10 protein-coding genes are annotated in these 12,698 nt (G+C 56.0%); 9 read left to right on the top strand and 1 reads right to left on the bottom strand.

Annotated elements, in window-relative coordinates; translation table 11 throughout:
- Positions 1–81: 81 nt before the first annotated feature.
- From ONZ54_RS14280 to ONZ54_RS14290, 3 genes are all read left to right on the top strand, one after another.
- Complete coding sequence (locus ONZ54_RS14280) at positions 82–3,021, top strand: sensor domain-containing phosphodiesterase (protein ID WP_198315531.1); 2,940 nt, start codon at positions 82–84, stop codon at positions 3,019–3,021.
- A 65-nt stretch (positions 3,022–3,086) separates the two neighbouring features.
- Complete coding sequence (pflA, locus tag ONZ54_RS14285; RefSeq protein ID WP_059168524.1) at positions 3,087–3,872, top strand: pyruvate formate lyase 1-activating protein; 786 nt, start codon at positions 3,087–3,089, stop codon at positions 3,870–3,872.
- 87 nt (positions 3,873–3,959) lie between these two features.
- Positions 3,960–4,601: an energy-coupling factor ABC transporter permease gene (locus tag ONZ54_RS14290; RefSeq protein ID WP_058395758.1), complete on the top strand. Its 642-nt coding sequence runs from the start codon at positions 3,960–3,962 to the stop codon at positions 4,599–4,601.
- A gap of 104 nt (positions 4,602–4,705) precedes the next feature.
- On the opposite strand, the gene ONZ54_RS14295 is transcribed toward ONZ54_RS14290, so the two are convergent.
- Positions 4,706–5,230, bottom strand: a complete 525-nt coding sequence (locus ONZ54_RS14295) for an acyloxyacyl hydrolase (protein WP_212540394.1) — start codon at positions 5,228–5,230, stop codon at positions 4,706–4,708.
- Between the two features lie 842 nt (positions 5,231–6,072).
- Here ONZ54_RS14295 and ONZ54_RS14300 point away from each other — a divergent pair.
- The 6 genes from ONZ54_RS14300 (at position 6,073) to wecB (ending at position 12,695) form a co-directional block, all read left to right on the top strand.
- Entirely contained in the window at positions 6,073–6,873 is an 801-nt protein-coding gene (locus tag ONZ54_RS14300) for an ABC transporter permease (RefSeq protein WP_271786487.1), read from the top strand.
- A 4-nt stretch (positions 6,874–6,877) separates the two neighbouring features.
- Entirely contained in the window at positions 6,878–7,528 is a 651-nt protein-coding gene (locus tag ONZ54_RS14305; protein WP_271786488.1) for an ABC transporter ATP-binding protein, read from the top strand.
- A gap of 31 nt (positions 7,529–7,559) precedes the next feature.
- A complete protein-coding gene (locus ONZ54_RS14310; RefSeq protein ID WP_271786489.1) occupies positions 7,560–8,753 on the top strand; it encodes a KpsE/RkpR family capsule polysaccharide export protein in 1,194 nt (397 codons plus the stop codon).
- A 13-nt stretch (positions 8,754–8,766) separates the two neighbouring features.
- Positions 8,767–10,419, top strand: a complete 1,653-nt coding sequence (locus ONZ54_RS14315) for a polysaccharide biosynthesis/export family protein (RefSeq protein WP_271786490.1) — start codon at positions 8,767–8,769, stop codon at positions 10,417–10,419.
- Positions 10,420–10,508: 89 nt separating this feature from the next.
- Entirely contained in the window at positions 10,509–11,468 is a 960-nt protein-coding gene (locus ONZ54_RS14320) for a CgeB family protein (RefSeq protein ID WP_271786491.1), read from the top strand.
- A 51-nt stretch (positions 11,469–11,519) separates the two neighbouring features.
- Positions 11,520–12,695: a non-hydrolyzing UDP-N-acetylglucosamine 2-epimerase gene (gene wecB / locus ONZ54_RS14325; protein ID WP_271786492.1), complete on the top strand. Its 1,176-nt coding sequence runs from the start codon at positions 11,520–11,522 to the stop codon at positions 12,693–12,695.
- The last annotated feature ends 3 nt before the right edge of the window (positions 12,696–12,698 follow it).

The following is a 12,698-nucleotide window of genomic DNA, read 5'->3' on the forward strand; positions in this document are numbered from 1 at the left end:
AGATTTCAATGAAATTTTGTTTGCACCGATTTTGCAGTATTCTTGCCACCCGACAGTTGTTCAACAGGATGTTATCAGTTCATGTCGTCTACCGCGCTCAGTCACCTTCCTCCTGCCAGCCAGACACCGCTGTTCTTTCGTCTGGATGTGCGCAGCCAACGGCTGGTCGCCCTGACCGATGTGATGCAAACCCCGCTTCATTGGCTGGATGAACCGAGAAGTGCCTGGCCGGCCCAACTGCCGGATGCCCTGCGACTGCCCATAGAGCAAGCCCTTGCCAAGGGTCAGGGGGGCAAGCTGATGCTGCGCTTCGCCGGACAGCAGTGGCATATCGCCCTCTCCCATGAACAGGATGCCTTCTGGCTCATCTGCCTGCAGACCCAGCGCCAGGAACCCATCGCCGATCTCGCCTTGCAGCTGCCACGCCTGAGCCAGATGGCCAGCCAGCAACAGTTCGTCGCCATGCTGGAAGCCCTCAAGGAGAGCCTCGGGGCCGATCGCCTGATCCTCTGGCACTATCAGGCCAATGGCTCCCTCGGCAGCGAACAGCTGACCCCTGTCTTTGCCCTCGGCGCCGAGGGGCTTTCGGCCATTCGCGGTGACAGTCGCTACATTCGCGCCTTGCGCACCCGCAAATCCTTGAGTTTTTCCGAGGCGGCCCACCAGCCCATGCTGAGCCAGCACTACTATCTGGCCAATGCGGGGGTGAGCTCGCGCCTCGATGGCGCCCTGCTGGAGCAGGAAAAACTCATCGGCGTATTGAGCCTTGAGTACCTCAGCGCCACCGTGCTGAGCGAAGAGATGCTGCAACTGGTGCGCCACAGCGCCCAATTGCTCGGCCACTGGCAGCCAGAGCCTGAACCCCTCATCAATCCTGTGCTGGCCTTGCCCGGCGAGCTGACCCTGTTGACCGGCATCGCCTATTGCCGTGCACTGGTAAACTGGGCCGTCACCATCAGTGGTGCCCGCATCGGCTGGGTCGGCGAATACCAGCCGCGAGGCCAGGAGCTCTGGATCATTCCGCGCTGCGTGCTGGAAGGAGAAACCTTCTCCATCCTCAAACCCATACAGCTGGATCCCGGCCCCGCCCAGGAGTTGTTCCAGCACGGTCAAGCCCTCTATGTGGAAGACCTGCCCCTGCGTTATCCCCTAGCCACCCAGTTGCTGGCCCTCAATGCCAAGGCCTATGTCGGTGTGCCGTTGCACGGTCCGAGCGGCGCCCCCATGGGACAGCTCACCTTGCTGCTCGACACGCCGCTAGCCGACCCCATGCCCTTGCTTGATGCCCTCAGCAGTCAGCACGAACGGGCCGCCATCGAATTGCAGCGGCTCGCCGCCGACGATGCTCTGCGCCTGGCGGAGGTGGCCTTCAACACCCACGACGGCCTGCTGGTCATGGATCACCAGGGGATCATTCTCAAGGTCAATCACTCCTTTGGCCGCATCACGGGGTTTGGCAACGATGAGATGATCGGCCAGCATATTGTCAGGCTTCGACCGACCTATTATGGCGATCACCTGAAAGAGGATGTCAGACGGGCCATCGGTGAGCAGGAGTTCTGGATGGGCGAGGAGCGCTGCCTGCACAAGGATGGGCATCTGTTCCCGGTGCGTCTCATGGTGAGCGGGGTCAAGGATGAACTCGGCGAATTCAGCCACTACGTCTGCAGCTTCTACGACATCACCAAGGAAAAAGACGCCGCCCGCCACATAGAGCAGCTCGCCTATTACGACGATCTGTGCGGCCTCTACAACAGGCGCAGCCTCAACAACATAATGCAACGCACCCTGCAGGCACCGAACGGTCAATGGGGCGCCTTGCTGCTGGTGGATCTGGACAACTTCAAATCGATCAACGACTCCCTCGGCCATGCCTGTGGCGATCAGCTGCTGCAAGCCGTGGTCGAGCGGCTCAAGGGACTGCCTCAGGACAACCTGGTGCTGGCCCGCATCTCGGGGGATGAATTCGCCCTGCTGTTCACCGCCCTGGGTCAGGGTTATGTCACTGCCAAGATCCTGGCCGAGCACTTCGCCCGCGAGCTGATGGGGCTGTTTCGCACCCCGTTCGACATCGAGGATCACAAACTCCATTGCAGCGCGTCTGTGGGGATCAGCCTGTTTTCCAGCGAAGACCAGGATCATCTGGTGCTGATGCAGCAGGCCGACACCGCCACCCACATGGCCAAGCGGGCCGGTCAGGGCAACTATGTTTTCTTCAGCGAGGCCATGGCCGAGAAAGAGAAGAGCAAGCTCACCATCAACAACCAGCTGCGCGATGCCCTGCGCCACCATGAGCTGCAACTGCACTATCAGCCGCAATACAGGGTCGACAATGGCAGCTTGTCCGGCATAGAGGCACTGCTGCGCTGGCAGCGCAGCGACGGCACCATGGTGCCACCGGCCGAGTTCATTCCCATCGCCGAAGAGACCAGTCTCATCCAGGACATTGGTTACTGGGTGATGAAGACCGCCTGTGCCCAGTACAGCTTCTGGCTCAATCGCGGCTTTGCCATTCCCCATCTGTCGGTCAACGTCAGCGCCCGCCAGTTCCACACCGCAGGCTTCGTGCAGCAGGTGGAATACATACTGCGCGACACAGGGGTGCCCCCTTCCCGCCTGCTGCTGGAAGTGACCGAATCCGTGGTGCTGGAAAACCGGCTGGAGAGCATAGCCCGCATGCGGCAACTCAAGGATCTCGGCATACTGCTCTCCATCGATGATTTCGGCACCGGCTACTCGTCGCTGGCCTATCTGCGGGATCTGCCGGCGGACGAAGTGAAGCTCGACCGAAGCTTCATTCAAACCCTGGTTCACAGCGAACAGGACAAGGCCATCGTCAAGGCCATCCTGGATCTGGCCAAGGTTTTCCGCTTTACCGTCACCGCCGAAGGGGTGGAAGATGAGGAGCAGCTCGCCATCCTCAAAACCTTGGGATGCCAGCATTATCAAGGCTTCCTGACCAGTCGACCGCTGACGGTAAAAGCCCTGGAGAGCCTGCTCGGCGCGGCCCAGTCGGGCTAAACAGGTAGGATTTATAGGGATTTATGTAATAAAATCACGGCCTGCTCGAATCGTTGGAGTCGTCTATGTCTGTCAGTAATCAGATCCCTGCCGTTGAAACCAGTGCATCCGGTGTCATTGGCCGGATCCATTCCGTTGAAACCTGCGGCACCGTTGATGGCCCCGGAATACGGTTTATCGTATTCATGCAAGGCTGTCTGATGCGCTGCAAGTACTGCCACAATCGGGATACCTGGGATACCCAGGGTGGCCGCGAAGTGACAGTGCCGGAGTTGATGAGCGACATCACCAGCTATCGCCACTTCATGAATGCCTCGGGTGGTGGTGTCACCGCCTCCGGTGGCGAAGCCATGTTGCAACAAAATTTTATCGCCGAACTGTTTGCCGCCTGCAAGGAGAAAGGTGTTCACACCTGCCTCGATACCAACGGCTTTGTGCGTCACTACGACGAACAGCTCGACAAGGTGCTCGACAACACGGACCTTGTGTTGCTCGACATCAAACAGATCAATGACGAGAAGCACATCCCTCTCACCCATGTCAGCAACAAGTACACCCTGGAGTTCGCCCGTTATCTCGCTGCCAAAGGCAAGACAATGTGGATCCGCTACGTGGTGGTGCCGACCTGGTCAGACGATGACGAGAGCGCCGAGGGACTGGGCCAGTTCATCGCCGAACTGGGGGATAGTGTCGAGAAGGTGGAACTGCTGCCCTATCACGAGCTGGGCAAGCACAAGTGGGACGTTCTGGGTGAAAACTATGATCTGACCGGGATCAAGCCCCCCAGCAAGGAGACCATGGACAGAGTTCAGGGCATACTCGCCAAGTACCACAACAACGTCAAATACTGATGCCTCATCAGGGCTGGCAAGGAATACGCCAGCTCTGATGATATTGACACTGCATCACTGCACGCCATCACATGACAAGGAAATGCCATGAGTGAAGGACAAGCGGCCGCCCTCCTGCTCTGGGTATTGCTGCTTATATTCAGCCTGCGTGGCACCCTGCTGCGTACCCTGCTTGATCAACCCCTCTATCAGCATCTCTGCCTTGGCGGCGCCATCGTGCTGGTCCCGCTCTGGACCTTGCGCGCCGGCTTGCATGAAGGGCTGGAGGTGCACTTTCTCGGCCTCACCAGCCTGACCCTGCTGCTCGGGTGGCGTCTGGCACTGCTTGCTCCCTGCCTGACACTGCTTGTTCTGGGCTACTTCGGGGTTGCCTCCCTCGCCGATTTCGGCTGGCAGGCACTGATTGGCATCGCCCTGCCAGTGGCCACCAGCTGGCTGCTGTTCCTGGCGAGCTGGGCCTGGATGCCCCGCCATCTGTTCGTCTATCTGTTCGTGGTCGCCTTTTTTGGCGGAGCGCTGAGCATCTCGGTCAAGATGATCGCCAGCGCCCTGCTGATGGGGATGAGCGGCGCCTATCCGTGGCATACCATCAGCGCCGACTACCTCTCCATCTGGCCGCTGCTGCTCTTCCCCGAAGCCCTGCTCAACGGCATGACCATGACCTTGCTTGCCGTCTACCGCCCACACTGGGTCAACACCTTCTTCGATCGGGAATACCTGGGGCGCTAAGCGCGTACGCCATGCTTGTGGCCAACCTGCCCGTAGCTCAGTACTCACCCATGGACAGCAAAAGCCCCTGACGAGCAGGGGCAGGGCAACAAGAGGAGGAGAGCTTAGAAGCGGTATTCGATATGCAAAGTATGGGTATCCAGGCCGGGGTTTTGCTCATACATGTTGGCGTTGGACATGTGCTCATACTGATAGCCAATCAGCCAGTTCTTGGTGATCGCATACCCCAGACCAATACCGGTGACAAACTGAAAAGGGCCGCCGTAATCTTTGAAGCCATTGCCGCGATGGCCGAACTCATGATCAGCCAGCCAGATCATCTCCGCTGGCAACCATACTACCCAGTTCCCCCACAGACATTCGGCGCGCGCCCCTGTGCCCAATCTGGCCGTGCGCTCATCCCCGACCTTCAGCATGCCGCCACGCACGCCCAGACCAAACTGGCAGCCAGAATCCCCCCAGCGCCAGAACATGTGGTGATATTTGGCGTCTGCCGTGAAGATGCTGAGTTTCTCGTTTTCGGATGGTGTGCCCAGTTGCAGGGCAACAATGTTGTCATTGGCGATGGCTCCGGTGCTGGCTATCAACGAAGCCAGCAGTCCCGAGAGCAAGAGTGTGTTAGCGCGCATGTCCCCTCCTACATCCTTGTTATCGTCCTTGTTATCCGACATGCCCTCTCAAACTCAAATGGGCACACCTCAGGAATAGTCAGTGGGGAGCAGAGTTGTCAACAAAACAGGTAAAACTAAAAAACAAGATTTTTACAGGGAATTGGTCTAGCTGGCAAAGGTGTTTCAGTTGAAGCACAGTATAAAAGCCCGCGACAGTCTATTTGTTGAGCTCACTAAATAACCAATTAACGTTTATGCTCTATTCGCCAGATTTATCGGCCAAATAACAACCATACAAAAAACTGCGCTATGTAAGAGCATTCTGAATTAGTCGTTTTTTCGCCATAGATACTCATCCGACAAGTATTAAGCCTAAATAACAGCTTAAATAAACCTTATAAAACAATAACTTATGAATTAATCGTAATTCCTCGGATTGATTATTGAGTGTTGACTCAATCGCGCCTGATAAGTAAGATGCGCCTCAAATAAAATAAAGCATGATGCTCGTCACAGATTGACGCGCAGAGGGCACGGGGTAATCAACCTGCACAGCAGGATCATTTTCTGAACAACATTGTTGTTCAGCGCCCTCCTATTAACCTCATGTTTTGAAAAACCACGAATTGATTGTTTTTAGAACGGGACTATGTCATTTCCGTGCGGTAGCCATGGTGAAACACCACCTTTTTTAACCAAAAAAGACACCATGAAGAAACAAAAAATCAACAATCAATTCCGTTGCCATTCTGGATGCAGCAGCAGGCTGTTACGTTTGCATCGAACGCACATGGTAGACTCGCGCCTCACTTGATGTCAGCAAGACAACGCCACTCCATTTTGCAAGAAAAGACCAACCATTGAACAAGCCAATTCTATCCAGCCAGCATCGCTCACCCATGACAGTGCTGAAGGATGTCACCTTCGGCCTGCTGATGCGTGAGCTCAAGACCCGTTTCGGCAGCTATCGCATGGGCTACACATGGGCTGTACTCGATCCTCTGGTCGCAATTTCTGTGTTCTGTTTCATCTTCGGGATGCGTGAGCGCAGCGGTTTTGGCGGGGTTGAAGCGCCTGTGTTTATCGCAGCGGGTTATCTGCCATTTATGATGTTTCAAAACGTGGTCGGTCAGTTGCAGTCTGCCGTCAGCGCCAACAAGGGGCTGTTCTGTTATCGACAAGTAACCCCCTTTGCCACCCTCTTCTCTCGCTTCTTGCTGGAAACCCTGATCGGCGTGCTGGTGGCCTTTGTACTGATCCTGGGGCTGATGTGGTTCGGCTTTGATGCCATGCCTGCAGACCCGCTGGCCGTGCTGACGGGGTATGGCCTGCTGATGGTCTTCTCCTTTGCGCTGGGGACCTTGTTCTGCATCGCCACCTCCCTCTCCGAAGAGGCAAAAAAACTGATCCCCATTCTGATGCGCCCCATGATGTGGATCTCGGCGGTATTCTTTCCGCTGGCGGCCGTGCCCCAGAGCTATCAGCACCTGCTGCTGTGGAACCCTATCGTGCATGCCATGGAGCTTATTCGCTCTGGCTGGATTGCCGGTTTTCAGACCCAGGGCGGCAGTTGGTCTTATCTGGTGAGCATTACATTGATATTGCTCACTTTCGCCATGAGTGCCTATCGCCTCAGCCATCGACGACTAATCGCAAGTTAACAAGATGATCACTCTGGATAACGTCTCGAAATATTACCCCACCAAGTTTGGCCGCCATTATGTGCTGAAGGATGTCAACTTTATCCTGCCCGGGGATCGCAACATCGGCATTCTGGGGGCAAACGGCGCCGGAAAATCCACCCTGCTGCGCCTGCTCGGCGGTATGGATATGCCCAATCAGGGCAAGGTGATCCGCCACAGCCGGGTTTCCTGGCCTCTGGCTCTGAGCGGCGGCTTTCAGGGCAGCATGACGGGGCGTGAAAATACCCGCTTCGTCTGCCGTATCCATGGGGTACACGACACAGAAGCGGTAGAGGAGTGGGTGAAAGAGTTCTCGGAGATTGGCCAGCACTATGAGCTGCCCATCAAGGGTTACTCGAGCGGGATGAAATCCAAGTTCTCCTTCGCCGTCAGCATGGCCTTTGATTTTGATATCTATCTGACCGACGAGATCACCTCGGTGGGGGATGCCAGATTCAGGCAAAAGTGCATCGATGTCTTCACCCAGAAGCGGGAAACCGCCAGCCTGATCATGGTCTCCCACGATATGAAGACGCTGCGCCAGCAGTGTGACATGGGCATAGTGCTGCAAAACGGGCAACTGACCCTGCACGACGACATCGAAGACGCCATCGCCATCTACCAGACGCTCTGATATTCCATTTCAAGTATCTCCACGGACCTTTATGACCAAAGCCAAATTGACCGCCCTGCTTGAACGCAAGTTGCGCAAATTCAAGCGTGACCCCAAGCTGTTTCTTATCGATTCAAAGGGCTATCAAGTCGCCCATCACTCCTGGAAAAAAGCCATCAAGCTTGGCAGCTTTCTCTGGGTGGTGATCTGCTTCAGCCTGGCAGCACTCTATTACGGCACCCTTGCCAGCGATCGCTATGTCAGCCAGGCAAGTCTGATAGTCAAGCAGGCAGACCAGCTCAAGATGCTGCCAGATGCGCTCTCCATGCTGGGGCTCGGGGGCAGCAATCATCAGGATGTGCTGGTGATCCAGGACTATCTCAAGTCCTGGGATATGCTCAACACCCTGGATAAGGCGCTGCAACTGAAAAAACACTATCAGAGCGACAATGCCGACGCGTTCTCCCGCCTGCCTGAAGATGCCACCCGCGAAGAGTTTCTGGCGTTTTATCGGGATCACCTCACCGTCAGTCTGGATGAGCTCTCGGGTGTGCTGACCGTCAGCCTGCAAGCCTTCGATCCTGACTATGCCAAACAGGTTGTCAGCCTGATGCTCAAAGAGAGCGAGGGCTTTATCAACCGCTTGAGCCGTCAGGTGGCCATGGAGCAGCTCAAGTTTGTAGAGACCGAAGTTGCCCGCTCCCACGAGCGGCTACTGGGGGAGCAGGCCAAGATGCTGGCCTTCCAGAACCAGCACCAGCTGATGAGCCCCGAGGCCACCAGTACCGCCATGATGGGAGTGGTGTCTGAACTGGAAGCCGAGCTGGTACGCCAGGATGCCGAGCTTAAACGGCTGCAAATCTATATGAATGCCAATGCCCCAGACGTGGTGGCGGTCAGAGACAGGGTAGATGCCCTCACCCGTCAGCTGGCGCAAGAAAAAAATCGCCTGACCGGCAGCGAGAAGCAGTCCCTCAACGAGGTCAACGCCGACTATCAGGCAGTACAAGTTCAAACCCAGCTGGCCGCCGACGTCTACAAGACAGGGCTGGTGAGCATGGAGCAGGCGCGCGTCGAAGCGTACCGCAAATTGAAACACCTGCTGGTGGTGAGCCAGCCCAGTCAGGCCGAAGAGGCCGAATATCCCCGTCGTCTCTACAACCTGGCCACCATCGGTGTTCTGCTTTGCCTTTTCTATGGTCTGGTCGTGATGGGTCTTGCCACCCTGCGCGAACACCAAGACTGACAGGAGTATGTCGTTGAATACCTTCTTTACTAGATCACTCATTATCAAGCCGAGTCTGCTGGCCCTGAGTCTGGGCCTCTTGTTGCAACCCGCTTATGCGCTGGAAATCTCCCAGGAAGGAGCCCCGGTGCGCAAGGTCATCACGGATACCCAGACCCGGGATCCTGTGTTTGGCAACTGGCTGTTTCGCGGTGAGTTTGCCCGGGAATCCTTCAATGGCTTCAACCCGGATTACCGCATCGCCATCGGCGATCGGTTGCAGGTGCAGCTGTGGGGGGGGGTCGAATTCGATCAGCCCCTGACGGTCGATCACCAGGGCAATATCTTCCTGCCCAAGGTTGGGCCCATCAAGGTGGCAGGGGTTCGTAACGAACAACTGAATGACACCCTGCTTGGCGCCGTCACCACCGTCTATCAGAAGAATGTCAGCGTTTATGCCACCCTGGATGTGAGCCAGCCGGTCAAGATCTTCGTGACCGGCTTTGTCAAGCAACCGGGCCTGTTTGCCGGCCAGTCAGGGGATTCCATCCTCTATTTTCTGGACAAGGCGGGCGGTATTGCCGCCGAGCGCGGCAGTTATCTTGACGTCGCCCTCAAGCGCAATGGCAAGACACTGCGCCACTACAACCTCTACCAGTTTCTGGTCAATGGTACCCTGCTGCCCACCCAGCTGCGCGATGGCGACATCATAGTGGTGGCACCGCTGCGCTATCAGACCACGGTCAGGGGCAAGGTAGCGAACGCCAACAAGTTCGAACTGAGCAAACCCCATGTTACCCTGGCCGAGCTGATGCAGATGGCCAGGCCCGATCCCGATGCGACCCATATTCGGGTGAGCCGCAATCAGGGGGAAGATATCCACATGGATTACTACCCCATCAATGACGCCCAACTGGCCAAAAACATGATCAGCTCGGGTGACACAGTGGAAGTGATCGCCGACAAGCGATATGCCTCCATAGCAGTGCGGGTTGAAGGGGAACACGACAGTGCCCAGGAGTATGTGCTCAAGTACGGCGCCCGCCTCGGCGATATCCTCAATGGCCTGAAACTGACCCAGGATGCGGACTTGAGCGCCATCCAGCTTTATCGTGACTCGGTCAAGGTGCGTCAGAAGGAGATGCTGAACTCCTCCCTCAAGGCGCTGGAAGCCAGTATCCTGACCGCCCGCTCCTCTTCCGAGGGGGAAGCCAAACTACGCAACAGCGAAGCACAATTGTTGATGCAATGGGTCGAGCGCGCCAAGGATATTCAGCCCAACGGTCAGGTGGTGCTCGCCAATGGCACCAATATGGAAGATGTGCGGCTCGAACCGGGCGATATCATCCGCATTCCGCGCCAGACCAACCTCATCATGGTGCACGGGGATGTCATGTTCCCGAACGCCATCCTGATGGACAGCAAGCGCACTGTGGCCGACTACATCGATCTGGCCGGCGGCTTTACCCAGAAAGCCAGCAACTCCCGTATTCTGCTGCTGCATCGTGACGGCACCTTCAGCCAGATTGAGAAGGGCGATCTGGACAATAAAGAGATCGCCATCAAGCCGGGTGACGAGATTTTCGTCCTGCCTCAGGTCGATACCAAATCACTGCAGATCACCAAGGATATTACCGAGGTGCTCTATCAAATCGCCATTTCGGCAAGAGCCCTGGTGCTCTTGTAATAACAAGAATAGAGTGGCAGTGGCTGCCACTCTATTTCACTTGTGAGTCAATTCCTTTGCATAATAATAAACGACCACGTATCGCTTTAGTGGCAGACCAGTTCACGACGTTCAGCTTGGCCCCCGATGCCGACCTTATTCAGATCTCCCCGCTCGACTGGCAATGGAAACTCAGGTTTTTCAAACCTGATTTTTTGTTTGTGGAGTCAACCTGGCGTGGCTACAAGAATAGTTGGCAAGGCAAGATTGCCAGTTATGCGCACAGTTCACCCAATAAACCAGAACTGAGAAAATTACTGGAATTTTGCCGAAAACGGCAAATTACAACCATCTTCTGGAATAAAGAGGACCCATTTCATTTCGAGCGTTTTGCCGATGCGGCTGCGCTGTTCGATGTGGTCTATACCACGGATGCCGGTTCCCTTGAACGGTACCATTCCCTTCCCCATCAGGCCTTTGTGCATGTTGGTGTCCTGATGTTTGCCGCACAACCCAGCTGGTATCAACCGGCGGTGAGCGGTGAACGGGGGCCAGGGATCGCCTTTCTGGGGGGCTATTATGGCAATGAGCTGGCCGAGCGTAGCCGAACGCAAGAAGATGTGCTGTATGCATTGCGGGACAGAGGCCTGATTATTTTCGATCGCTTCTGGCAGAAAAATAACGGTTGCAGTTATCCGGATAAACTTCAGCCATACTGCAAACCCGCCATCTCGCCAATATCTGTCGCCAAGGCGTATCGGCAATATCAGCTTTATTTGAATTTCAATACGATAAGTCAATCGCCGACCATGTTATCCCGCCGGGTGTTCGAATTGGCGGCAGCGGGCTGCCCCATTATCAGCACCCCCTCGATAGCGATGGAGAGCATTTTTGGCAAGAGTATCGTCGCGGTACAGGATGGTACCGCGGCACGCGAGTGGTGTGTGCAATTACAAAGAGATATTCGTCAGAGAAACGAATTGGGCGAGCAAGCCAGGGAAATAGTGCTAGCCCAACACACCTGGCAACACCGACTGACACAGCTCAATAGTGAGCTCAGTCTTTATTAGTCATTTCGGGACAATACGAAAAACCAATTAACTCACACGGGAGTGATTATTATGCCGATAAAAGCGCAGCGGGTATTGATTGTGTTTGGTACCAGACCGGAAGCAATCAAGATGGCTCCGATCGTCAAGGCCTTCCAGGCCAATCGCAAGATTGACGTCAGAGTCTGTGTCACCGGGCAACACAGGGAGATGCTGGATCAGGTTCTCAACCTGTTCGAGATCGAGCCGGAGTATGATCTCAATATCATGAAACCGGGTCAGGATCTGACCGATGTCACCACCGCCATTTTGGAAGGACTCAAGCCAGTTTTTGCCGAGTTCAAGCCGGATCGCATTCTGGTGCACGGTGACACTGCCACCTCTTTTGCGGCAACGCTGGCGGCCTACTACCACCGCATCGCGGTCGGTCACGTCGAGGCAGGCCTTCGCACCGGCAATATCTACTCACCCTGGCCGGAAGAAGGTATGCGTCGTCTGACAGGGGGCATTGCCGATCAACATTACACCCCGACCATCAGCTCGCTGAAAAACCTCATCATGGAAAACATCGCCCCCGAGACCATCTTCGTGACTGGTAACTCAGTGATCGATGCCCTGATCGAGGTTTCCCACCGCATTGATAACAACGTCGGCATGAAAACCGAGCTGGCCAGCCGTTTCCCCTTCCTGGACAAGAGCAAGAAGCTGATCCTGGTGACGGGTCACCGCCGTGAGAACCACGGCGACGGCTTTGAGCGCATCTGCAAGGCGCTGGCAGCGCTGGCCCAACGGGATGACGTACAGATCGTCTATCCGGTACACCTCAACCCCAATGTACAAGAGCCGGTCAACCGCAACCTCAAGGGGCTCGACAACGTGCACCTGATCGAGCCGCAGGATTATCTGCCTTTCGTCTATCTGATGAAGCAGAGCTACCTGATCCTGACCGACTCTGGCGGCATTCAGGAAGAGGCGCCGACCTTGGGCAAACCTGTACTGTGCATGCGCGACACCACTGAGCGCCCTGCCGCCGTCAAGGCCGGCACTGTGCGCCTGGTCGGTACCTGCGACGAGACCATAGTGGCAGAGACAGTGCGTCTGCTGGATGACGAGCTGGCCTATCAAGTGATGAGTCATGCCAACAACCCCTATGGGGATGGCAAAACCAGCCAGCGTATCGTTGAGGCCGTCACTGGCATGAGCGGCGCCCTGGGCCAGCAGATTGACAGCAGCCTGCAAGTTGCCTGATTT

Origin of the sequence: Aeromonas salmonicida, from assembly GCF_028355655.1 — a bacterium.
GTDB classification, from domain to species: domain Bacteria; phylum Pseudomonadota; class Gammaproteobacteria; order Enterobacterales; family Aeromonadaceae; genus Aeromonas; species Aeromonas salmonicida.

Excerpts from the sequence above, each read along its gene's own strand:
- ONZ54_RS14280 (WP_198315531.1), top strand. The coding sequence starts at position 82 with ATGTCGTCTACCGCGCTCAGTCACCTTCCTCCTGCCAGCCAGACACCG.
- pflA (WP_059168524.1), top strand. The coding sequence starts at position 3,087 with ATGTCTGTCAGTAATCAGATCCCTGCCGTTGAAACCAGTGCATCCGGT.
- ONZ54_RS14290 (WP_058395758.1), top strand. The coding sequence starts at position 3,960 with ATGAGTGAAGGACAAGCGGCCGCCCTCCTGCTCTGGGTATTGCTGCTT.
- ONZ54_RS14295 (WP_212540394.1), bottom strand. The coding sequence starts at position 5,230 with ATGCGCGCTAACACACTCTTGCTCTCGGGACTGCTGGCTTCGTTGATA.
- ONZ54_RS14305 (WP_271786488.1), top strand. The coding sequence starts at position 6,878 with ATGATCACTCTGGATAACGTCTCGAAATATTACCCCACCAAGTTTGGC.
- ONZ54_RS14310 (WP_271786489.1), top strand. The coding sequence starts at position 7,560 with ATGACCAAAGCCAAATTGACCGCCCTGCTTGAACGCAAGTTGCGCAAA.
- wecB (WP_271786492.1), top strand. The coding sequence starts at position 11,520 with ATGCCGATAAAAGCGCAGCGGGTATTGATTGTGTTTGGTACCAGACCG.